Here is a 23,573-nt window from a genome sequence, read left to right as displayed (position 1 = left end):
GCTGCTAAAGATTAGGATTATTTGACGATCAGGATCGGAGCACTTGATCGCTTGAGGGTTTTTATGGGCTTGGAACCAAACAGCAATTTCTTTAGGGGATTGGCTGTAGAGGCACCCATAATGATGATATGGTCATCCCCTGCAAAGTCAACAAAAGTAGTCACCGGATCGCCTGTTAGGAAAAATTGTTCAACTGGAATATCCTGCTTCTCAAGATAGGTTTTAGCCTGCCTGGCAGCTTCAGAATATCCCTTGCCAAACCGCTTGGTCTTGCTGACAGTCAGAGTCCTCACATCCCATTGCTCAGTTCTAGCAATCTCAACACCAAATTTGATGGAACGCTTGGTTGCCTCAGAGTCATCGACGAGAAGGAGTATTTTATACTTTTTCTTTAAATTCATCCCCCGGGCAATAAAAACCGATGATGGTAAGAACTGGATCAGGTCATGGGCCATATGTCGCTTTCCCTGACTGCCACCTATGATGGTTAAAGCATAGTCATCCAGCTGCAGTTCATCTCGTAATTCCTGAATTAATTCACCCTCTCTCAAGGTTAACGCGACCCTGCATCCTCCTGTAGTCGGCAGGATTATTTTGTACCGGTTATGCTCCTGCTTAATGTGTTCCGGATTAAACTCTGTTGTTCTCAGATCATCATTCTCAGGACAGACCAGTTGTAATTCTTTAAAAGCCCATTCTAATACTTCAATTCCTGGATGATAGATATTCCACTTCGTAAGATTCTCACGGGATAGTTCCAGGGGACCTTCCTGTAAGCCTTTATGCTTTGCTCCCACATAGACTACATTTAGTTCAGCGTTAAAAGCCTGGGCAATCATAGCCCCCGCCTTCAATGTGGGACCCGAATACTGACTGCTGCTAATGGCCAATAGAAATTTCATGATTTACTCTTTTGTAGTCCTGTAAAAAACCCTTTTCACGGGCTTTAGTTTGGTTCCTTGATCAATATACTTCGACTCCGCTCAGTATGACGAGAACGATTTTCATTTTTTTTCAATTTTCACTTTTGACGCCCTCGCAAAAAGTCCCTCTCGCCCGCCTGCGTATAACTTCGTGCGGGCAGGCAAAGCGCGCAGAGCGTTGTATTGAGTTCATCGAAATGACGCGGAGTGTTGATATATAAGGATTTATGCTTATTCACTATGTGTGGTTGTATTTAATGGTTTTAGGGTACATTTTATGAATCCTCAGATACTTCTAGCGGTTCCGTCAATTTCCAATTTCCAATAAAACATGGGCCACCATACTAAAGCAACAAACATTAAAGATAGCACTGACATAATGGCCATCTTCCACCCCGCACGTAGAAAATCAGGTGCCTTTACCAAACCACTGGAATAGATAATCGTACATGCCGGAGCGGCAACTGCGGTGAAATAACCATATGCAGCTCAGTAATTCATCATGATCAGAATATGGTAGCCTTCAGTACTTAACCCTGCTGGCCCGGGGATGAGAAAGTAGAGCAGAGCTCCCAGGGTAAACGCGATCAACAACCAACGCTTTTGTTGAATCCAGAAGATCATATCGGCAGAAATAGCCATGTTGATGATTTGCTAACGAATGATTAGGATTGGAACATCAGTTCGAGCAAGGGTCTTGATGGGCTTACTGCCAAACAACAACTGTTTGATGGGATTCAGAGTGGAGGCACCCATGATGATCATATGATCATCTCCAGCAAATTCTGCGAAAGTATTGACCGGATCACCTGTGATAAAAAATTGCTCTACTTCAATATTTCGGGATTCAAAATATGCTCTGGCAGCATCGGCAGCTCCTTGATATCCCGTCCCAAAACGTTTTGTTTTAGACACGGTCAGGGTGCGTACCGGCCAATCCAGTTTTTCAGCAATGAGAGCGCCCCAGGCTATGGATTTTGCAGTCGCTTCGGAATCATCAACCAGCAGCAGCAGCTTATATTTTTTGCGCGGCTTAAACTTTTGCAGAACAAGAACGGAAGAGGGTAAATACTGTATGATTGAATGAGCCAGGTGGCGTTTGTTTTGACTCCCTCCAATAATTGCCAGATCATAGTCTTCCAGTTGAATCTCCTTGCGCAACTGATCGACCAATTCACCTTCTCGCAGGATAAGTTCTATCCGCGAGCCTTTTTCATCCGGCAAAAGAACCTTGATCCGTCCATCTTCTTCATAAACGTGGTCCGGATTGAACTGGAGTCCTGCGAGAGAATCATTGTCAGGAGCATAACCCTTGAGTTGATTGAGAGCCCATTTAAGCGTTTCCAACCCCGGATGGATAATGTTCCAATTATCCAGGTTTTGACGAGTGAGATTCACCGAACTACCATGGAATTCACTGGCTTTTTCACCCACATAGACCACCCCCATGTGCGCATCAAAAACAGAAGCGATCAGCGCACCCATTTTCAAGGTGGGTCCTGAGTATTCACTGCTGCTGACAGCAGTCAGGAATTTGAGTGTTTCCGTGTTTATTTTGGCTATTTGTTTCATTTTATCACGGGCCACCAGAATACCGCTAGTCCAAGTAGACTCAAAACAGAGAGAACACCCATTTTCCAACCCGCTCGTAGAAAATCTTTCGATTTCACCAGACCGCTGGAATAGATGATGGTACATGCCGGAGCTGCTACCGCCGTGAAATATCCAAAAGCGGAGGCAATGGCAGTTGAAAATCCGAGCAGGATCTTGTCCCCCCCCAGATCCAGTACAATGGGTCCTACCACAGCGACCGTAGCGGAGCTGCTTAATATGTTTGACATAATTCCTGTCATCAAAACTGACACACTACCCTGGAGTACTTCAGGGGAATGGATCACCTGGCTTAAATTTGTAATGATCACACCAGCAATCCATTCAGCAGCACCGGTCTGGTTCATCTGGATACCGATGGAAATGGCAGCTCCAAAAAGGAGAACCACACCCCAGTTGGTTTTACGATTCAATTCGCCCCACTCCACCAAACCAAACGCCAGGTATAGAAACACACCCACCAGAGCGATGATACCCAAGCCAAAATCCTCACTGAGAAACACCCAACCTAGAAAGACCAGGGCAAATAGAATGATCGCCATCCACTCCCGACCTTTGATCTTACCAGCTCGGGCCACTTCCACCACCAGTTTTCGCACTGCTGTGTCCAGATTATTCTGCTCCGGTTTGAAGGTCCAGAGCAGGATCACAACGGTGAAGGGGATCTGAAACAGCACCATGGGATAAACATATTGCATCCACTCCAGATATGAAACAGACCCGACGCCGAATTCAGTCCAGTAATTCATCATGATCACATTACGACCGCCTCCTGAGGGTGTTCCAATGGAGCCAATTGTTGCACCATAGGCAATGGAGAATAGTAGTGCTGCCGTAAGACCCGTCACTTTGCGAGGATCCTTATGGGCATAGCGAACCAGGGTCAAACCAACCGGCATCATCATGGCAGCCACCGTGTGTTCACCAATAAAAGAAGCCAGTATGGCCGAAATAGCCGTAAATCCGGTCACGATCCGCCAGGTTTTATTTCCCGTGAGCTTAATAATGCCAAGAGCCAGGCGTTTATCCAGCCCCTGACTCACAATTGCTACTGCCAGCATAAGGGAACCCATAATGAAGAATACTGCATCATTCATAAAAGAGGAGGCCACATTATTGGCTGTATCAATACCCAGAACGACTTGCATGAAAAGCATGAATATGGCGATGGCGGGCAAAGGTAATGGCTCCGTGACAATCAGAATGAGAGCCATGGAAATGATAATAAGAGCATCATAGGCCGCCGGGTTGAGACCAGCAGGCGGGGTAACGCCAAAGTGCATGAACAAACCCAAGACCAGAGCTACCAACAGCCATTTTTTTTGCCGGATCCAAAATAGAATGTCTAGGTAAACGCTCAAATCTAGCCTTTGCTTCTTATAAAAGTTTTGGAGCAGTCGAAATATGGCTTAAAACAGGTCAGATTGAAACAATTCATAATGGCTTAATTTTAAATTCATCTGGTGAAATAACAGTTTCCAACAACAGATAGTTATGGCAATTGATTTTGCTTTGCAAAAGTTTAGTTTCGAAGGTGATTACTGCCACTGCATATCTTTTCCAGAAGAAAATCCCAAAGAGATGGAATATAAAACGTCGTGTGAAATCTGTAGGGGTAACCACCCAAAAGCTCAAACTCTGAAGGCGTTAAAAACTGTCAATTCAAACATTTTATGTAATAGCTGAAATAGCATTTACCACAATTTTGCTTAACCTTATAAATTTCAGGAGCACCCATGGCCCAGATGACCAAATCCCTAGATAGTTTCCAGACCCGGTCAACCCTTAATCTCAACGGTAATGGCTACGAATATTTTGCGCTTTCCAGGCTGAATGCCACAGACAAGTTGAAACAGTTACCCATCGCCCATAAGATCCTTCTGGAAAACATGTTGCGCTTTGAGGATGACATCACCGTTACGAAAGATGACGTAGAGGCAATTTTAAACTGGGATGCCCAGGCTGCTCCCACTCACGAGATCCAACTCAGACCCAGCCGGGTGTTACTTCAGGATTTCACCGGTGTTCCAGCAGTAGTGGATCTGGCCGTCATGCGTGATACCATGGCTGATCTGGGTGGTGATCCAGAGAAGATCAATCCTCTCCAGCCGGCCGACCTGGTCATCGATCACTCTGTTCAGGTAGACAAATTTGGATCCAACTCAGCCTTTGCCGAAAATGCTTCAATTGAAATGGAACGTAACCGCGAGCGGTATGGCTTTCTACGCTGGGGACAGGGTGCCTTTGAAAATTTCCGGGTTGTTCCTCCGGATACTGGTATCATTCACCAGATCAACCTGGAATACCTGGCTCAAGTTGTCTTTAAAAATGAAACTGATGATGGTACTCAGATCTATCCTGATTCACTGGTAGGTACTGACTCTCATACCACTATGATCAACGGTCTGGGTGTTATGGGTTGGGGTGTTGGAGGTATTGAAGCTGAGGCAGCCATGCTGGGACAACCGATTTCCATGTTGATCCCTCAGGTTGTGGGTTTCAAGCTCACCGGTAAAATGGCGGAAGGGACTACTGCCACTGATCTTGTACTAACTGTGGTTGAAATGCTCCGTGCTGAAGGTGTTGTCGGTAAATTTGTTGAATTTTATGGAGATGGAATTGCCCATCTCAGTCTGGAAGATCAGGCCACCATCGCTAACATGGCTCCTGAATACGGCGCTACCATGGGATACTTCCCCGTGAATGCTGCCACCCTCAAATATCTACGTTTCAGTGGTCGTGATGATGAACAGGTCGAGCTGGTTGAAGCCTATACAAAAGCTCAGGGTATGTATTATGAAGCCGGTGTTGAAGATGCGGTTTACTCAGCTACACTTGCTTTGGATATGAGTAGCGTTGTGCCCTCAATTTCCGGACCCAAACGTCCCCAGGATCGCATAGAGCTTGGCAAATCGAAAACTACCTGGACAAGAGATCTGAAAACCTTGAGCGGTGAGAGTAAAGGATCCGTGCCAGTAGAGGGTGAAGATTATGAAATGAAGGATGGTGCGGTTGTCATAGCATCCATCACCTCTTGTACCAACACATCCAATCCCAGTGTGATGATCGGTGCCGGCCTGGTTGCCAAGAAAGCCGTTGAACGTGGTCTGAACATTAAACCATGGGTTAAACCCAGCCTGGGACCCGGTTCAAAAGTGGTTACTGAATATCTGGATGCCGCTGGCCTGTCACCCTACCTGGACCAGTTAAAATTCAATTTGGTGGGCTATGGTTGTACAACCTGTATTGGGAATAGTGGACCCCTTCCTTCACCGATTGCGAAGGCAATTGAGGAGGGAGACCTGGTGGCTACTTCAGTCCTTTCTGGAAACCGCAATTTTGAAGGACGTATTAGTCCTCACGTAAAAGCCAACTATCTTGCTTCACCACCTCTGGTAGTAGCCTATGCCATCGCTGGAAGCATGGATTTTGACATGTTAAATGATGCCTTAGGACAAGATCAAGATGGGAATGATGTCTTTCTAAAGGATATCTGGCCCACCTCACATGAAGTTGCAGATGCTATTGCTCAAGCTGTCAAACCAGAACAGTTCAAAGCAAAGTACGCAGATGTCTTTGCTGGTGATGCTGCCTGGCAAAACCTGGATACACCAGACGGCAATACATTTGCCTGGGAAGCAAACTCGACCTACATCCGTAAGCCATCCTTTTTTGAAGGGATGACCCGTGATTTTGGAGCACTGAGTGATATCAAAGATGCTCATCTACTTGCCCTGTTGGGTGATTCTGTAACCACCGATCATATTTCACCAGCTGGCGCTTTTACAGCAGATTCTCCGGCTGGCAAATACCTGATCGCCAACAGAACTGAGGTAAAGGATTTTAATTCATACGGTAGTCGTCGGGGCAATCATGAAGTGATGATGCGCGGCACCTTTGCCAATATTCGTCTCCGTAATCTTCTGGCTCCCGGAACTGAAGGTGGCTTTACCAAAAAACTCCCTGAAGGTGAGGTAACCACGATTTTTGATGGCGCCATGGCTTACAAAGCTGAAGGCACACCTCTCATGGTCATCGCTGGAAAGGAATATGGGACGGGTTCCAGTCGGGACTGGGCCGCCAAGGGAACCTATCTCCTTGGTGTTAAAGCCGTGGTAGCTGAGAGTTTCGAGCGCATCCACCGGAGCAATCTAATTGGTATGGGTGTTCTTCCCTTGCAGTTCAATGCTGGTGAAGGCCGTGAAAGTCTGGGATTAACAGGTGAAGAGACTTTCTCCATTGCTGGAATTGCAGATGGTTTAACACCAGGAAAAGAATTGACAGTTACCGGCCAACGAGTTGATGGCAGCAGCTTCTCTTTTACAGCCACCACCCGGATCGATACACCCAATGAGCTGGAATATTATCGTCATGGTGGAATCCTGCAATATGTGATGAGGTCTTTGCTGGACTAACTCTAGATCACCCCGAATGAATTCATGGGCTGCTATTATTTTGTTAATCGGAATGAGAAGCCCACAATTTCAGTCTTGGGGGATGCCATCCATCTTTTCAAGTATTTTTCGTCTGTGAAAATCCGAGATTGGATATACCTTCTTGCCTAACCCAAAACAATCGGATTAAAAATGAACCAAAACACAGATCATTGTACTTGTACAAGAATAGAATTATTTGAAATTCAGGGTATCGTATGATTAAAGCAGCCCAAAAAACCCTCAAAAATATTTTCGGTTATGATGAATTTCGTCCTCTACAGCAAGAGGTGATTGAAAATGTGCTTAATAGGAAAGACACTCTTTGCATCATGCCCACAGGTGGTGGAAAATCACTCTGCTACCAAATTCCGGCTCTGCTATTTGAAGGACTGACCATTGTGGTCTCCCCCCTGATCTCGTTGATGGAAGATCAGGTCAAACAACTTGAAGCTCTCGGTGTTGACGCCCTCATGTTGAACAGTTCTCTGTCACCCCAGGAGTATCAGGACAATACTCGACGGATCCGTCAAAAAGAGATTCGCTTGCTCTACCTGGCTCCTGAAACCCTGTTGATGGAGCGAACTCTGACTCTGCTGGCCTCCCAAAAAGTGGCCTGCTTTACCATTGACGAAGCCCACTGCATCAGCGAATGGGGACACGATTTCCGACCGGAATATCGGCAACTCATGGATCTTAGAGCAACATTCCCTGAAGCGGTGTGTCTCGCCCTCACAGCAACTGCAACCCAGCGAGTTCAGCAGGATATTCGCAGATCCCTTCACTTTGAGACTTCCGCCAGCTTTGTGGCCAGTTTTAATCGGGAGAATCTCTTCCTGGAAATAAGACAAAAATCACAACCTGCTCACCAAACGCTTCAGTTTCTCGAAAAATTCCCCAATCAGTCAGGCATTATTTACTGTCTTTCCCGAAAGCAGGTGGACGAAATGAGCGAATTTCTTGAAGATGAGGGCTATTCAGTAAAACCTTATCATGCTGGATTACCCACCGAGATCCGCCAACAGAATCAGGCCAGTTTTATTCGTGATGACACCCAGATCATGGTGGCTACCATTGCCTTTGGAATGGGTATTAATAAACCTAACGTCCGGTTTATCCTGCATTTTGACCTACCCAGTAATATTGAAAGCTATTACCAGCAAATTGGCCGGGCTGGTCGCGATGGTCTCCGGGCAGATTGCCTGTTTCTGTTTGGCTATGGTGATATCCGAAAGATCAAATTTTTTATTGGACAAAAGAAACCAAGTGAACAGGTCATTGCATCAACCCAGTTAAACGCTTTGATCGGGCTGGCTGAAACAGAAGATTGCCGCCGGATTCCCCTGCTGAAATATTTCGGAGAAGAAGCTCAAACAACAAACTGTGGCATGTGTGATAATTGTTTGAATGAGAAACAAACTGTTATGGATGTAACCATTCCAGCTCAACAATTTTTATCTTGTGTCAAACACTCCAAAGAGATTTTCGGCGCAGGTCATATCATCGATATTCTCCGTGGTTCGAAATCACAAAAGATCAAAAAGTTCACCCATCACAAACTGTCTACTTACGGTATTGGAAAAGAGCTCTCCAAGCAACAGTGGTTTTATCTCTCTCGCCAGTTTATCCAGAAAGAGCTCCTCATTCAGGACATGCAGCACGGCAGTCTCAAATTAACAGCACAAGCCTGGGAAGTATTAAGAGGTAATTTAAGTGTTTCTGCAAAAATGGAAACACAGCGAAAAGCACGTTTGCAACCCAAAACAGAGCTGAAATATGATTTAAATTTGTTTGAAGTATTAAGACAGTTGCGAAAAACGATGGCGGACAATAATAATGTGCCGCCCTATGTGATCTTTCCCGATAAAACCTTGATCGAAATGGCTATTTATTTTCCTCACTCAGAAGAGGTCATGCTGCAATTGCACGGTGTTGGTACCGTTAAATATGAAAAATATGCTGATCCATTTATGCGGGCAATCACTGATTATTGTCAGATCAATGAACTAACAGAAATTCCCAAGCACGGCACGGGCAGAAAGTCTAAATCTATTTCTAAAAGAATTGGTAAACTTCGCCATCAGGTTGTGGGTGAAAAATACAATGCCGGCACATCGTTCGTTCAGCTAACGAAGGAATTCAATGTTAAAAACAACACGATCCTGGATCATTTGTTTAAATATAGCACTGAAGGGAATAACCTGCGTTTCAGTGACGACTTTTTGGAAACATCTCAGTTGACACCCCAGCAGCAAACCGCCGTCAGCAATGCTTTCAAGCAATATGGAACCAGCGCACTTCGCCCAGTTTTTGACGCGTTGAATGAGGAAGTAAGTTTTGAAGGACTAAAGATAATGCGTTTGCATTATCTTTCTGAGAGACAGCAAAAAGAGCAGTAGCAAGGGGGGATGGGTGAATGCCCATGGAGATCCCGGGCTTACCCAGAGCTTACATACCGTGAAAACCAGGTGCATATTCCACATAATTCATGATTATATTTATATTATAGTGAAATCATAAGAAATATTCGTATATATTCACGATATTAGTGGTATATACGTTAACATCTATTATATTTTAGTATGCCAAATGTGAAAAGTATCTATAAAACAATCAACTTGCTGCGCGCAAGATATTATGAAGCCGCAATTAGAAAAGATCAGCTTCTGAAGCTTATAAGTGAAGCTGAAATTGCTGAGCAGGTCTATAATTCTAATGCAATTGAGAACAGTACCCTTACCCTTGCGGAAACAGAAAAAATCCTACTCCAAATAGATCTGGATCGGTTTATTTCTGAACGAGAGTTATTCGAGACAAAAAACTTAGCTCGTGTTGTAGCATACATCGACAAAAAAGCAAAGGAACAGGAGTTGAACCTGGATGTGATATTACTTTTGCATCAAATGCTGCTATCAAATATTCGTGATGATGTGGCCGGACGATTTCGAAACAATAGTGAATGGGTCCGTGTTGGGAATCATATAGCTATTGATCCGAAACGAGTTGTTAATAGACTTGAAGAGATACTTGTGGTTTATCAGTCAACACCATTGCTAAATATTATTAAGCGCATTGCCCTATTGCACCTCAGTTTTGAGCACACCCATCCTTTTGTGGATGGTAACGGTCGAATTGGCAGGGTTATTAACAATTACCTGCTCATCCGAGAGGGGTATGTGCCTATAAATATTAAATTCATCGATAGACAATTATATTATGCTGCCTTCAGTGAATTTAATGACCGGCAAAAAACATCTGTTATGGAGGAAATTGTAGGGAAAGCACTGACCAACAGTTACCACAAGCGTCTTGCTTATCTCGAAGGGAAAGAGATCATCACTCTTGCCGAATATGCAAAAAGAAAAAATATATCACACTCCAACTTGATCAATAAGGCTCACCGCCAAACCATAGAAGCCTTTCTTGAAAAAGGAACCTGGAAAATTGCCTTATAATTGACTAATTATCAGATCCTTAATTTTTCTTCTGCTAAGGAAGTACTTAGACAGAGTATTGAATTCGTCATTCGAGTTATATCAACTCAGCTGATTCAATTTTTTCTATTCGTGTAATGACCGTAATCCGTGGTTTCGATTTAAAAATTCGGCACCATCTCCTTGCGGAACTTGACAAAGAACCCGGTGATGGCCTCCATAGCCTCTTCAGCAGTATCAACCACCCGGAATAATTCCAGGTCATTCTCATTGACATTACCCTCTTCCAACACCTTGGATGTGAGCCAGTCCACCAGACCTGACCAATAATCAGTACCAACCAACAGGATGGGAAATTTCGGGGTTTTTCCTGTTTGGGAGAGCGTGAGAGATTCAAACAATTCATCCAGAGTGCCCAAACCACCCGGGAAGGCTACAAAAGCTTGAGCATATTTCAAAAACATAAGCTTTCGTACAAAGAAATAGCGAAAGGTGATATTCTTATCCGCATCGATATAGGCATTATTGGATGCTTCAAAAGGCAGCTCGATGCCAACACCAGCAGATGCTCCCCCCGCCTCCATGGCTCCTTTATTAGTGGCCTCCATAATGCCCGGACCACCACCGGTGATCACGCTGAGTCCCTCACGAGCCAGCAAGATACCAAGCTCATAAGCAGTCTGATAATAGGGATCATCCTTTTTTGTACGGGCTGACCCAAACACAGTTACCGATGGTCCGATCTCGGTTAAAGCATCAAAGCCTTCGACGAATTCTGCCATAATCCTGAAGACCTGCCAGGAATTCTTGGATTTAACCTCACTCCAGGTTTTCTTCTCAAATTTGCGGATAACCCGTTTATCTACATTCATTTCATTGCTCCTTCCAGGGCGGATTCTACAGCTTTCATCAGCATTTCACTTAAGAGTAAGCTCCCTAATTCAGATGGTTCGAAGTGTAAGCAATTTTCAGAGTTTTTCCTGCTACTATTTTTGGGAAACAGCCGGGGTTGTGAGCTCTCGTGATTTGAGGAGCTTATTGTCTTGCCCTGAGTCCCTTATCTGAACAGATTTAACGGTCGATCTATTTGTTGAACTCAACAGGAGCCAAAATTTTATGCAAATCCAAATCTTCATTACCGGGGGCACATTTGACAAAGAATACAATGAGCTCAATGGTGATCTTTACTTTCAGGACACCCATTTAAAACAAATGCTGGAACAGGGTCGCTCCCAGTTGGATATCAAAATCCGCAGCCTGATGATGATCGACAGCCTTGAAATGACTGGGGACGATCGTAATATTATCCTTACCCATTGTCGAAAAACCACAACTGACCAGATCATTATTACCCACGGGACAGATACCATGGTTGAAACTGCCCGGTTTCTGGCAACGCACCTTTCAGATAAAACCGTTATCCTCACTGGTGCCATGATACCCATTGTCTTTGGAAGTTCCGATGGGCTTTTTAACATGGGAGCTGCACTGGCCTATGTTCAGACGCTAACACCCGGTGTATATATTGCCATGAACGGACAGTATTTTAGCCACGATAATGTCCGTAAGAACAAAACCAAGGGGCTATTTGAAACGCTTCAGGAGGTTTAATATGAAACAGAAGAAAGTGCTTATCATTGCAGTTGTCGGTATTCTGATAATTGTGGGATTATCTGCCTGCATGCCAAACCCAAGTGAGACTGTTGGGCATACTCCATCTGGTTTTTTCAAGGGAGTCTGGCATGGTTGGGTCGCCCCCCTATCACTCATTGTAGGCTTCTTTAATGAAACGACCAGAGTTTATGAGCCAAACAACACGGGCTGGTGGTATGATTTTGGGTTTTACATGGCAGTCATTAGTGGATTTGGTGGATTGTCTTTGGCTCGCAAGAGACAGGATGATTAGTGTATATCTATCAGCTCTCCTCCTAAACCGTTTAAAACAGTTCCCTACTTGACTCACACTAATTAAGCCCATGTAATCTTTGCTTTCGGAGTTCTGTCTCCTGTTTTCTATTTGATTTTTTTCAATTCAAGACATATTGCCAGTATGAAAATTACCGTAAAAGAACTGACAACAATCGGCCCCACCATTCACTCCAGTTTTACCGCTCTGCCATTTAAGCGAAAGAATACCTCTGAGTCAAAGCTGTTGAAACCTGTCCTGGCTTACCAAACACCCTCTTGTATCAAGATCGTGGGAAACATCCATTGCTTTCTAGAGGCACAGGAAGCTGGTCAAGCTACCGTACCGGTCTATTTGATCCAGGAATCTCAATCAACTCTGGAATTGCTGGAACTGATTATTGAATATTACACGCCTATGACCCTTATGGATAAGGCTCTGCTGACTCAGGCAGCTTTGGAGCTAGGGGTTCCCCGATCAATGCTGGCTGATAAGATCTACCCCAAGATGGATCTGGCTCCCCGTGAAAAACTGATTGATCAGGTTCTTTTTCTCCTGAAGCTGCCACCTGAGCTGCAGCAATTCATTCTTGAAAAAGATCTTAGCTTGAAACGCGCTCTGATTTTCCAGCGTGCAAGTGATCACCTCGATTGGGTTACCCGCTTTATCAAAAACTTGAAAATCGGCATTAACATGACCGCTGAGATCATTCAAAATATCTGGGAAATGGCAGGCAGGGATGATGTGGATTTCCAAACCAAAGCCAGAGAAATGGGATTATGGGAGATGGCAGACATCGAGTATGAGGATAATCGTCTTGCTGTGATGGAGATCCGGGATAAGATCACTACTGCCCGATTCCCAGCTCTCACAAAGGCTGGTGTTGATCTTTCTAAGACGCTTGATTCTGCAAAACTACCCGATTCGGTTAAGATCAAATGGGATCCTACTTTTGAACGTCAGGGAATTGACATTGCCTTTCACGCCAAAGATACTGCTGACCTTGATTCAACCCTTCAGAAGCTTTCCTCCGCAGCATTTAACAATATTTTCAGCCATATCTAGAACCCTATGAAAGAACCCAAGATCACGCAGATCATTGTTGATCAAAAAGTCGCAGACCAGGATCTGGTCCATCGTTATATTCAAAACAATCCCCAGGCAATAGTTTTTCAGGGTGAGATCACAGAGGACCGCAAGGAAACCATGTTCAGGCGGGAAGCGACCCCAGCCAAGCGGGAAATCCTGCTCACAGAGCAACAGGGACATACGGTCAAGCAGTGTCCAGGAACCGACCGAGCTTACCGTTGCTGTAATTATCATGTGATCAATCAAACCACTAACTGCCCCATTGATTGCACCTATTGTATTCTACAGTTTTATCTCAATAATCCGGTAACTACCGTTTATGCCAACACTGAAAAATTGTTTACCGAGGTCAAGGATAAGATCGCCACACAACCCCAGCGTTTTTTTCGGATCGGCACTGGAGAATTAAGCGATAGTCTGGCTTTTGATTCATCATCTGAATTCTCCCGTGATATCGTTAACTATTTTGCGGATTTGAAAAATGTTCTACTGGAATTAAAAACAAAGTCTAACCGGATCGAAAACCTCCTCGAGCTGGATCATAAAGGTCATACCGTCATTTCCTGGTCAGTCAATCCACAGGTGATCATTGATGCTGAAGAGCACAAAGCTGCCTCACTGAAAGAGCGTCTGGAAGCCATGAGGCTGGTACAGGCAGCTGGATATAAGATCGGGTTTCATTTTGACCCCCTGCTTTATCATGATGATTGGAAACGGTCTTATCCTGATCTGATCCGCCAGCTCTTTGAAGTGGTAGACCCTGAAAATGTAGCCTGGATATCAATTGGATCGCTACGTTTCCCTCCGGATATGAAGGAAAAAGTCCTGGAGAAATTCCCCAGATCCAAGATCATGTTTGCTGAGTTGATCAGGGGTATGGATGGTAAAATGCGCTATCCCAAACCTCTGCGACTTGAGATGTATCGTACCGTTTATGAGGCACTTCGCTCCTATGGTAGTGAGGATCTTTTTATCTACTTTTGCATGGAATCCGCTGAGATTTGGGAGCGGGTCATGGGTTGGAGTCCAGAAAGTAATGAGCATTTGGATTTTCTTTTTGCAACCAGCCTCTACTCTCAATTTCCCGGCCTCATGTCTGAGGAACCACAACGAAAAGTCTATGATGATGGCGTTCCACTGCACCATGAGAAGGCTGACCTGCCTGGCTTTTAATGTCGAGTAGACCTCGGGATACGCATTTTGAACTGAAAATGGTATTAGTCGATGAAATGTGAAACATTTGTAAATAAAAAAGACCGGGACAAGCCCGGTCTTTTGAATCACAATAGGATTTTTTGAGTATTAGATCAATTAACCATTCTTGAGGCGAAAAACTACAGGAACAGATATTCTAACTGTTACTGGTTTATCACGCTGATAAGCTGGTTTCCATTTAATGGTTTTAATGGCATCCATGGCAGCTTCATCCAGCCCGGTTTTTGGAATACCCTTGAGTATGATGGTTTCCTTAACCCGGCCATCTTTTCCAATAGTAGCCTGAACGATTACCGTTCCTTCAATACCAGCTTCTCGGGCAATTTCAGGATAAATAACTGCCTTTTGAATTGCGGCATAGCCACCCATTGGCTCTGGTGGTTCATCATACGCGATGAAGATCACAGTACTCTCTGGTGGTGGCGGTGGTTCATCCAGAATCTCAAAATCTTCCAGATCGGTTTCTTCAATCGTAAAGTCTTCATCGATCTCTTCATCTTCAGATTCAATGGGAATTGAAGGACGTGCTGGTGGCGGTGGTTTATCGAACTGTTGAGTCTCTGGTGGAATCTCAATGTTCTCAATGGGAGCCACATACTCTTCCTGAATGAGTACCTCTGTAGTAAATTTCGGAATAGCATAGAGGACAACTGTAAAAATACCCAATACGACAATTGCACCAATTTCAAGATACTTGCGATGATGCAGGCTTACCGAGGCATGGGGATATTGTTGTTCAAGCATAGTCCTACTCCCTCGGTTTTGCTGAATAGTTAAGCTTCAAGGCCGAGGCCTCGCGCAGTTCCTGATGAATATCTGTGATGATCTCCATAGCTGTTTGACGATCCGCTTTCAAAGAAACCGTTAGCTGTGGATCAGCAACGACCTTATCGTACATGATCGTTCGAATTTTACCCATATCGATGATCATATCATCAATTGAAATGGTTCCTTCTGCAGTTGCCCAAATGTGGGAGATGTGTTTATTTCCTTCCAGCTTGGCGATCTTTTTTGCTTCAGGAAGAATCAGCTTTAATCCCTGAAATTCACGCAAAACCGTCACAACCATAAAGAAGATCAGCAACATGAAGATGATATCGGGAAGCGAGGATGTTGGAATCCCGGCTTCAGTTTTCATTTTTCTTTTTAGGCGCATGATCTAACTCTCCGGATCCGCAATCGAGATGCGTTTGGCATTGGCCTGCTTGAGCTGGTCAATCACATCAACATAGACGCTGTACATAGTCCGGGAATCTGTTTTGACAGAAAAGATCATCTTATCGTTTATGGCCAAGAGCTGTAGAGCTATCGGTTTTAGTTCACGGACATCTACAATACGAATATCGCCACCACTCCCAATAGCTACTTTCCCTGAAGCACTCACCAGAATATTGGTAATGTTCTTCTTGTGCACTTCAACTGATTCTCCCTTGTCTGGAAGAACCATTCCCAGTCCCTTGTCCATATCAATGGTCGTGGTAACCAGAAAGAAGAGTAACAGCATGAACACAATATCCGGGAGGGATGCTGTGGGAATTTCTCCGCCGCTTCGCTTTTTCTTGTTCTTTAACAGCATAATTTCAGCTAACCCCGGCTATGGTGTTATTATTTTTGCTCTATTGATTCCATCGTATCGACCAGATCGATAGAGGACTCTTCCATCTTAACGATCAGTTTATCGATCATAAAGGTGAAAACATTCTGGGAAAACTGAATAATTATAGCCACGACCAAACCAAACAGGGTTGTCAACAATGCCATGGAGATACCTACAGCAACCAGAGCTGGTTGAATATCATTTGCAGCGGCAATGGAATCAAAAGCGTTGACCATACCAAAGACTGTTCCAGTGAATCCCAACATGGGTGCAAGAGAAACTACTGTGGAAAGCCAGATCATATTGTTTTCAAGAAAAGACATTTCAATGGATCCGGCACTTTCAATTGCTTTTTCAACTGCAACAGTGCCACGATCTGCTCGAGAAAGACCAGCCAGGTAGATCTTGGGAATGGAACCGGGAGTGTTGCGACATACTTCCAGTGCAGCATCCACACCCTGCTCTTTTAAGGTAACATCAATTCTTTTAAGAAAAGATGAGGTCTGAATTGTTGTCTTTAAAAGACTGATTGAGCGTTCGACGACAAATATCAGTCCAAAAATAAATACACCAAGAATTGGCCACATAAAAGGCCCACCGTTATAAAACCAATTAACCATCCTGATCTTCCTCCTAATCCTATATAGATTTCAACTCGATTTGACTAACCGGACAATCATAGTTTGATACGTCTCTAAAGTCAATCAATTTTCAACTTCAACCGTGAGTTTCTGCTCCGGCCAATGCTTCCTTAAAAATAGTCTGCTGTTGCTGCAATTTCACGAGCTTTCTCAAAATATTGACGGGCTTCCTGAATCTGATTATCCATTCCCGTCCTGATCTGATATTGCTCGTTTCTTCCCCACACTTTGCCGGCAAGTTCACTCTTAAGATAATACCGGATGGTCTCGTCATCCTCTCTAATCTGGGATTCATCCAGTTCCAAATCTTCCAACGCAAAGATTTTCTTGTAAACTTCTTCCAAAAAGGCATCTTCGATCTCAAAATCATTTAGAAAAGCTGGCCAATCGTCTGCCAACTCCGGGTGAGATGCTGCATAGTCTGAAGCGATCTTAAAAAAGAATCTGATGTCATGTCGTCTGACCTTTGCCAGAGATCGGGAGATGGTTGCCGGATCTTCAAGAAAAATATCTGGAGTAATTCCGCCACCACCATACACTGTGCGTCCCATTTTGGTCTTAAATTGAGGCTTATCCTTTAGGTCGGTTGTATCTTTATCATCTCTCTCACTCAGTTCAAGATAATAATCCCGGGCATCACCATTCTCATAGTGTCGCTGGATCAATCGGCCGCTAGGTGTATAATAGCGAGCCACGGTTACTCGAACAGCGGAACCATCACGCAGGGGATACTGACGTTGGACCAGACCCTTGCCGAAACTGGTCTCACCGACTACAAGCCCTCGGTCCAGATCCTGTAAGGCACCAGCCAGGATCTCACTGGCAGAGGCTGAACCCCGATTGATCAACGCAATAATGGGTTGTTTATAGAAAGTAGGCTTATGTTTTGAATACATTTCCTCATTGGCATTTTTAAGACGACCCTTTGTCGAGAGAATCTTTTCCCCGCCTGGTAAAATATGATCCACGATCTTGATAACTTCATCCATATAGCCACCACTATTGTTACGCAGATCAATCATTAAACGGGTCATACCCTGGCCTTGAAGCTCGGTGATAGCTGTGATCATCTCCTCTGAAGTAGTGGATGAGAAACGATTCAACAGGATATAACCAGTTCCGTCTTCCATAACGAATTTGGCTAGCACACTGTAAATAGGGATTTTATCCCGAATAATGGTTACCGGGATCAGCTCACTTTCACCAAGCCTGGCAATTTCCAACTTAACTTTTGAACCCTTGGCTCCCCGTAGTTTTTCAAAGACACCATCCCGGGTGATCTTGTAGGCAGATTCATCATCAATCTTGACGATCTGATCACCTGGATGTAGCAAGCCGTCGGAGGGAGAACCGACGATGGGAGTGATCACAGTGATATAGTCATCGATAATATCAAATTCGATACCGATACCTTCGAAATTGCCCCGAAAGGTTTCATTGATCTGATCCATACGGTCAGCCACAATATATACCGAGTGAGGATCCAGGGCTTCCATCAATCCCTTCTGAGCACCGATCATGGTTTTTTCCCAATCAACATCTTCAACATAATTGGTGTTGATTATTTTTACCATATCCTGGAAATCTCGCCATTTATTGTAAAAATCGCTCCCCTGGGCAAACAGAGCTTGTCCAGAAGGACTCAAGGCAAAGAGACCAGCCAGGATAAGAGCGATCACGGTAATTCGTTTTATATTTTTCATAGCTATTTACTTATTCGGGTCTTCTTCTTTAATTCCGATTTAACTTACGGCTTGTAAGGTAGTGGATACATTGATTTGATGAAAGTACCCATTTGGGTGTTACCGGATAATTATAAACCACTTTCCAGACTGGAAATGATCAAAACGGTCTAAACAATGAGAAAAATGTCTAACTATAGCATCCTCATATCTCAGTTAGAGAATCACGTAAAGCTGAAAGCGAAAGAACAGCGCCCGTAACTGGACTTCAGGTGAATCAGAGATCACTTTGTTGTGGTACAGTTTCCAGGATCCTGCAGCAGCCACTTGTTCATTCCAACCAGCAATGGTCTTAAAGCCGATAGAACGTGAAACATCAAAACGCAACCCCAAATATGGTTGAATGACCGGAGTCCATGAGGATAATTCAAATGCCTTTCTGGTGGAAGGTGCTCCTCCAGGATCAGAGCCAGAAACAATATCGGTCCAGCTCTCATTGGCGGGGGAAGAGCTGGCAGTTAGGGATGCCTGACCAATGCCAAAGAGTGACCCCCCCAACAATTTGAAGCGGGATCGAGAATGCGTATTGAACTCGGCCGTTATACCAACCTGGCTAACCGTAAAATTTATCATGTAGTCCACATTGGCGGCATCCTGAGTATAAGCCAGGTATTCACCCTGACCGGCATACATACCGATGGTCCAGTGAGGAGTTACTTCTCCAAAACCTTCAAAACCGGTCACTACCATTGCTTCACTATTGATAACCGAGCTACTTTTATCCAAACTGAGATCAAAGTCTGATGAAAAATTACTTAGATCGGCAAAAGCATCTCCATCCAACTCAAAGGAGATCAAATACGAAAAAGCCGGTCCTATAGCTCCCCGGAGTACGGTCTGCCCCTCAGCAAACTGAGCCTGCAATGACCCGATTGTCAGCAGCGAACAAATACTAATATTTATCCAGTGTTTCATTTTCTGATTTACCTCCCTATAACAAGTGATGGAACACGAACAACCCTTCATGCACTCTGATCACAGAATATTGCTTGATAACTTGTGCTTCTTTTCAACTTAAAACAAGCTGTTGTCATAATATACTTATACCCATTTTTTTACACAAGTCTTTTAAGGGTTTACTTTAAGTGTCAGCTTAAATTTATATTGCATACAGTGGCTTAGCCCGATAAATTGGCTAAAAGTTTGGAGTAGGATTCAATATTTTTAAATGTAAAGAAATGGGTTTCCATGATGAGCAAACATTATTCTAGTCGTGTCATACTACATCATATCTTATTAGCCCCGCTCTTGATCATACTGTTAACCACCAGCCTATGGGGTGCTAACGGCCTGCGAGACATTCAGCATTTGATGGATCTGGGGGATCTCGATCACGATGGTAACAATGATTTTGGAGCGATCCGTAAGGTCGCCGGTGGCAAATCTGAATTAATAACATTTGAGGTTAGCCCTAATGGTGATTTTGAGATCACCTGGCAGTTTGCCTTACCTGAAAACCTGGTCGGTGAGTGGGTTGATTTTACGCTAGCAGACTTGAACCTAAACGGAAGGCCTGAATTGGTGGCTGTTTCCAAGCTCATTTCAGCATCATCCGGAAACAAAGCCCCCTGGATGTACGGATTTGAGTGGAATGGCAGTGAGTTTGAATTCATCCCCAGTTTTCAATGGGGCTGGGCACCCGATAATGGGCTATATGCCAGGCCAAACCAGATTGAGTCCGGCGATATTGACAATGATGGCCTGACTGAGATCATCGTTTCACTCAGCGCCCCTCAAACAAACCTACTGGTTATTGAATTCAAGGGTGACCTGAGTTCGGCCGCGATCGAGGTCGAATTCTCTGGTCTTCCACTTGAGATGACTAAAAGTCCAGCCTCTATCCTCCTGACTTTAACTGATATCAACAAAGATCAAATTGAAGATATTCTGCTCTTCCAAAAACATAGCGATCAACTCATTGCCGCCGGTATTATTTCTACCGGAGAGGATCGGTATAACACTCGAAAATTATCACCTATGCAGCTTGATGCCGGGATTACTGAGATCATACGTCCACGGGGGGTTTCTGCCACAGATCTGGATGGATCAGGATCAAACCTGGTTTATCTGGGTAGCTCCAAAGGTCGCATCTATCAATACGATGCGAATTACGGCGGATCCGTCTGGAAATCTTTTCGTGAACCGATACACCAACTAGCTTTTGCCGATCTGGATGGCAATAGTCTGCAGGAATGTTTGATTCGGGCGGGTGACCAAATCTATTATTTTGAGCAGGAATCACCTGGAAATGGATTTAACCAATTCAGCTCTATCAGTGATGAAGAGCTTATGGGAAGTGATGTACTGGCTTTTCAGGGTGGACTACTCCTGGCCAGACATGGTCGCTACCAGCTGCACACTATTGAACCACATCAAATTGAAGTGTTGGCAACCACATCTGAGTTTGAGGATGATCTGGACATCGAGGAAGATCTTGGGACAATACCTACCTCTATAACACCCCTGCTGGAAAAGGTAACTTCTGATTCACCTGATGAATTGCCCATCATTCCTGAAATGAGAAGAAAGCCCAAAGCTCCTGACGTGATCTTGCATGTCGGTGAAAGTTTTGTTCACAATATACCCCGGCAGGACGATATCGACCCTGGGCAGGCTTATGTTAAGTTTAAAACCTACCCCGAGGGTATGCGTCTGGGCAAAGATTTTATTCTGAGGTGGCATCCGGCTGAAGATCAATTGGGTTACCATCAGATTTCATATTCATTTGGGCAGAATCTGGATACCACCTTTACCCTGTATGTAAATCATATTCCAGATATTTTTTCGACACCAACACCACTGGCCCAGACTGGACAACAATATCTTTATCAAACTCAGCTGGAAGATCTGAATCAGGAACAATATTTTGAGTATGAGCTTTTATCCGCCCCGGCCGGAATGAAGGTGGATGAAGAAGGTCTCATACGCTGGCTCCCCAGTGATACACAACTGGATTCTCAGTATGTAACCTTAAGTGTAAGTGATGGTTTTGAGCGAACGTTGCAAAAATTCACGCTCTACGTTAACATTTTTCCGCTTATCCTGGAAAAACCGGGACCCGTTGCTTTCATTAATGAACCTTATATCGGTCAGGTGAACATTCAGGATAAGAATGTCCCCAACACCGCTCGTCTTATTCCACTGCGAACACCTCAAAACCTGGTTATGGAATCTTCTGGACGGATCACCTGGACACCGGCGGCGCAACAAACCGGATTCCATGATATTCTATTTGAGTTGACCGATGATATGTCCACCGTTCTGGACTCCTTTACCATTTTCGCCAATACACCACCAGTGATCAGCTCTAAATATGATGCACATGTACCGGTGGGCAAACCCTGGCACTACAATGTTGAAGTGAAAGATCCCAACAATAATCAGGATATCAGCTTCCTGCTTTCTGAAAGCAGTATACCCAATTTGACCATTAGTCGCCGCGGTCGCATCACCTGGACCCCCACTGAGGCAGAACTGGGCCGACAAACCTTTACCATCTCAGTATCTGACGGTCTCAGGGACGATCTCCAGAAAGTGACGGTCTATGTCAATAGCCCACCCGAGTTGGGGAAAATTACGGATACCCTGGCTACGGTTGCACGACCCTTCACAACGAATATTACGGTCACTGATCTGAATAAGGGCCAAAAACTAAGCTATTCATTTTTAGCTGCCCCTAAAGGAATGAAAATCTCAAGCAGCGGCCAGATCCACTGGACACCTGCCAAAACCCAAAAAGGTTGGAATGATATCTTTATCAAGGTCTCTGATAAATTCAGTTCCGACACATACAAGTTTGCCGTTTATGCTAATGCACCACCAGTGATAGTCTCTAAAGCAGATACCATGGCTATTGTCGGTCAGGAGTACGTTTATGAGATCAAGGCTCTTGACCTGAATTCCGACCAGAATCTGGTGTACAAAGTTTATGATGCTCCAGCAGGAGTAAAACTTACCAATGGCTCCATATTGCGCTGGACACCAAAAACTGACCAGATCAATCAGGCTCAGTTTAAGGTCAGTGTTACCGATGGTTATATCACAAACGTGCAAAAGATCACTCTCTTTGTGAATGCACTCCCTGAAGTAACGTCAACGCCATCAGCGGTTGTACTAGCTGATCGCGAATATCGTTATCAGATCACCTCGCGCGACCTGAATGAGGATGGCATCGAGTATTCAAAGATTCAGTTGCCCAGCGGTGCTGAGATGAATGAGAACGATGGGTTGATCACCTGGACCCCGGATGCTTCCAATGAGGGCGCCAATAAATTTATCATTGAACTTACTGACTCCCGAGGTTCTTCCAGTTTTCATGAATTTGAGGTCAATGTCTTTCAAGACCCCAAAACTCCCATTCGTCAAATGGGCGCTTTTTTAATCACCCTGGCCGGTATTGGCGCTATGTTCATTATGAAATTCCTGTATTGATCCTACTTCCAAACAGGACAAAAAAACCCACCTGCTCAGGTGGGTTTTTTATGTTTGATAAACCTCAGCTTTTGTGCACAGTTCATTGCGCTGAGTTTATCGAATAATTGTCATAGCAGGCACTGAATCCAAGGTGAATCTGTTTTCGGAAACAGCTCAAGCGTAGCTCGCTCACTGAGTGTCTGGCACTGCCCTATGAAGTTGGTATAATACCAATTTCAGCTTTAAATGCGCGTTTTGTGTCTTCGCGAGCAGCGCGCGGCGATCTCAAAATTATGACTAAACTTGGAGATTTATCCATCGTAGCAGATGCGCAGATGGATTGCCACGTCCTTACAGTCCTCGCAAAGACAAATGAGGACACACTGACAGAATTACTTGGAACGCGCAAGTGGAACTAAATTTGGTATAATTGGTTTTCTGTTATTACTGAATAATGATATCAATAATAAATATCAAATCCTGAACCGTAACCTGAGTATCATAATTAAGATCAGCGGCTGCCAGTAATTCAGGTGTGGTTTCGATCAATCCCAAAATCAGATTCACCA

19 protein-coding genes are annotated in these 23,573 nt (G+C 44.3%); 8 read left to right on the top strand and 11 right to left on the bottom strand.

Features of this window, described 5'->3' with window-relative positions; translation table 11 throughout:
- Positions 1-17: 17 nt before the first annotated feature.
- The 4 genes from U9Q77_10625 to U9Q77_10610 all read right to left on the bottom strand — a co-directional run bounded on the left by U9Q77_10625 (position 18) and on the right by U9Q77_10610 (position 3,895).
- On the bottom strand, positions 18-902 hold the full coding sequence (locus tag U9Q77_10625; protein ID MEA3287812.1) for a universal stress protein: 885 nt from the start codon (positions 900-902) through the stop codon (positions 18-20).
- 510 nt (positions 903-1,412) lie between these two features.
- Positions 1,413-1,565 (bottom strand): hypothetical protein, encoded by a 153-nt coding sequence (locus U9Q77_10620; protein MEA3287811.1) that lies wholly within the window; start codon positions 1,563-1,565, stop codon positions 1,413-1,415.
- A gap of 12 nt (positions 1,566-1,577) precedes the next feature.
- Positions 1,578-2,495, bottom strand: coding sequence for a universal stress protein (locus U9Q77_10615; GenBank protein MEA3287810.1), 918 nt, complete (start codon positions 2,493-2,495; stop codon positions 1,578-1,580).
- Complete coding sequence (locus U9Q77_10610) at positions 2,492-3,895, bottom strand: DASS family sodium-coupled anion symporter (GenBank protein MEA3287809.1); 1,404 nt, start codon at positions 3,893-3,895, stop codon at positions 2,492-2,494. Before U9Q77_10610 ends, U9Q77_10615 begins: the two co-directional genes overlap by 4 nt.
- A gap of 384 nt (positions 3,896-4,279) precedes the next feature.
- Here U9Q77_10610 and acnA point away from each other — a divergent pair, with 384 nt between their 5' ends.
- From acnA to U9Q77_10595, 3 genes are all read left to right on the top strand, one after another.
- Positions 4,280-6,949: an aconitate hydratase AcnA gene (gene acnA / locus U9Q77_10605; GenBank protein ID MEA3287808.1), complete on the top strand. Its 2,670-nt coding sequence runs from the start codon at positions 4,280-4,282 to the stop codon at positions 6,947-6,949.
- Positions 6,950-7,185: 236 nt separating this feature from the next.
- The gene (recQ, locus tag U9Q77_10600; protein ID MEA3287807.1) at positions 7,186-9,366 is read left to right on the top strand and encodes a DNA helicase RecQ; all 2,181 of its coding nucleotides are present in this window, start codon (positions 7,186-7,188) and stop codon (positions 9,364-9,366) included.
- Positions 9,367-9,558: 192 nt separating this feature from the next.
- Positions 9,559-10,422, top strand: a complete 864-nt coding sequence (locus U9Q77_10595) for a Fic family protein (protein MEA3287806.1) — start codon at positions 9,559-9,561, stop codon at positions 10,420-10,422.
- A gap of 140 nt (positions 10,423-10,562) precedes the next feature.
- Here U9Q77_10595 and U9Q77_10590 read toward each other — a convergent pair whose 3' ends face one another.
- Positions 10,563-11,273 carry a TIGR00730 family Rossman fold protein gene (locus U9Q77_10590; protein ID MEA3287805.1) on the bottom strand — a complete coding sequence of 237 codons (711 nt, stop codon included), beginning with the start codon at positions 11,271-11,273 and terminating at the stop codon, positions 10,563-10,565.
- Between the two features lie 244 nt (positions 11,274-11,517).
- Between U9Q77_10590 and U9Q77_10585 the strand changes: the two genes are divergently transcribed.
- The 4 genes from U9Q77_10585 to U9Q77_10570 all read left to right on the top strand — a co-directional run bounded on the left by U9Q77_10585 (position 11,518) and on the right by U9Q77_10570 (position 14,569).
- Positions 11,518-12,012 (top strand): asparaginase domain-containing protein, encoded by a 495-nt coding sequence (locus tag U9Q77_10585; protein MEA3287804.1) that lies wholly within the window; start codon positions 11,518-11,520, stop codon positions 12,010-12,012.
- A gap of 1 nt (position 12,013) precedes the next feature.
- The gene (locus U9Q77_10580) at positions 12,014-12,307 is read left to right on the top strand and encodes a hypothetical protein (GenBank protein ID MEA3287803.1); all 294 of its coding nucleotides are present in this window, start codon (positions 12,014-12,016) and stop codon (positions 12,305-12,307) included.
- A 144-nt stretch (positions 12,308-12,451) separates the two neighbouring features.
- Complete coding sequence (locus U9Q77_10575) at positions 12,452-13,372, top strand: hypothetical protein (GenBank protein ID MEA3287802.1); 921 nt, start codon at positions 12,452-12,454, stop codon at positions 13,370-13,372.
- Between the two features lie 6 nt (positions 13,373-13,378).
- Positions 13,379-14,569, top strand: coding sequence for a hypothetical protein (locus U9Q77_10570; GenBank protein MEA3287801.1), 1,191 nt, complete (start codon positions 13,379-13,381; stop codon positions 14,567-14,569).
- 138 nt (positions 14,570-14,707) lie between these two features.
- Here U9Q77_10570 and U9Q77_10565 read toward each other — a convergent pair whose 3' ends face one another.
- From U9Q77_10565 to U9Q77_10540, 6 genes are all read right to left on the bottom strand, one after another.
- A complete protein-coding gene (locus tag U9Q77_10565) occupies positions 14,708-15,355 on the bottom strand; it encodes an energy transducer TonB (GenBank protein MEA3287800.1) in 648 nt (215 codons plus the stop codon).
- A 4-nt stretch (positions 15,356-15,359) separates the two neighbouring features.
- A complete protein-coding gene (locus U9Q77_10560) occupies positions 15,360-15,767 on the bottom strand; it encodes a biopolymer transporter ExbD (protein ID MEA3287799.1) in 408 nt (135 codons plus the stop codon).
- 3 nt (positions 15,768-15,770) lie between these two features.
- Positions 15,771-16,187, bottom strand: coding sequence for a biopolymer transporter ExbD (locus tag U9Q77_10555; protein ID MEA3287798.1), 417 nt, complete (start codon positions 16,185-16,187; stop codon positions 15,771-15,773).
- Between the two features lie 29 nt (positions 16,188-16,216).
- Positions 16,217-16,795 (bottom strand): MotA/TolQ/ExbB proton channel family protein, encoded by a 579-nt coding sequence (locus U9Q77_10550; GenBank protein MEA3287797.1) that lies wholly within the window; start codon positions 16,793-16,795, stop codon positions 16,217-16,219.
- A 164-nt stretch (positions 16,796-16,959) separates the two neighbouring features.
- Complete coding sequence (locus U9Q77_10545) at positions 16,960-18,552, bottom strand: S41 family peptidase (protein MEA3287796.1); 1,593 nt, start codon at positions 18,550-18,552, stop codon at positions 16,960-16,962.
- Between the two features lie 195 nt (positions 18,553-18,747).
- Positions 18,748-19,506: a hypothetical protein gene (locus tag U9Q77_10540; GenBank protein MEA3287795.1), complete on the bottom strand. Its 759-nt coding sequence runs from the start codon at positions 19,504-19,506 to the stop codon at positions 18,748-18,750.
- Between the two features lie 273 nt (positions 19,507-19,779).
- Here U9Q77_10540 and U9Q77_10535 point away from each other — a divergent pair, with 273 nt between their 5' ends.
- Positions 19,780-23,022 carry a putative Ig domain-containing protein gene (locus tag U9Q77_10535; protein ID MEA3287794.1) on the top strand — a complete coding sequence of 1,081 codons (3,243 nt, stop codon included), beginning with the start codon at positions 19,780-19,782 and terminating at the stop codon, positions 23,020-23,022.
- Positions 23,023-23,573: the final 551 nt, after the last annotated feature.

The organism is Candidatus Neomarinimicrobiota bacterium, assembly GCA_034716895.1.
Taxonomy (GTDB): Bacteria; Fidelibacterota; UBA8477; order UBA8477; family JABMPR01; genus JABMPR01.
The sequence above is the reverse complement of the archived record's forward strand: the minus strand, read 5'-3'. Positions and strand labels throughout refer to the sequence as shown.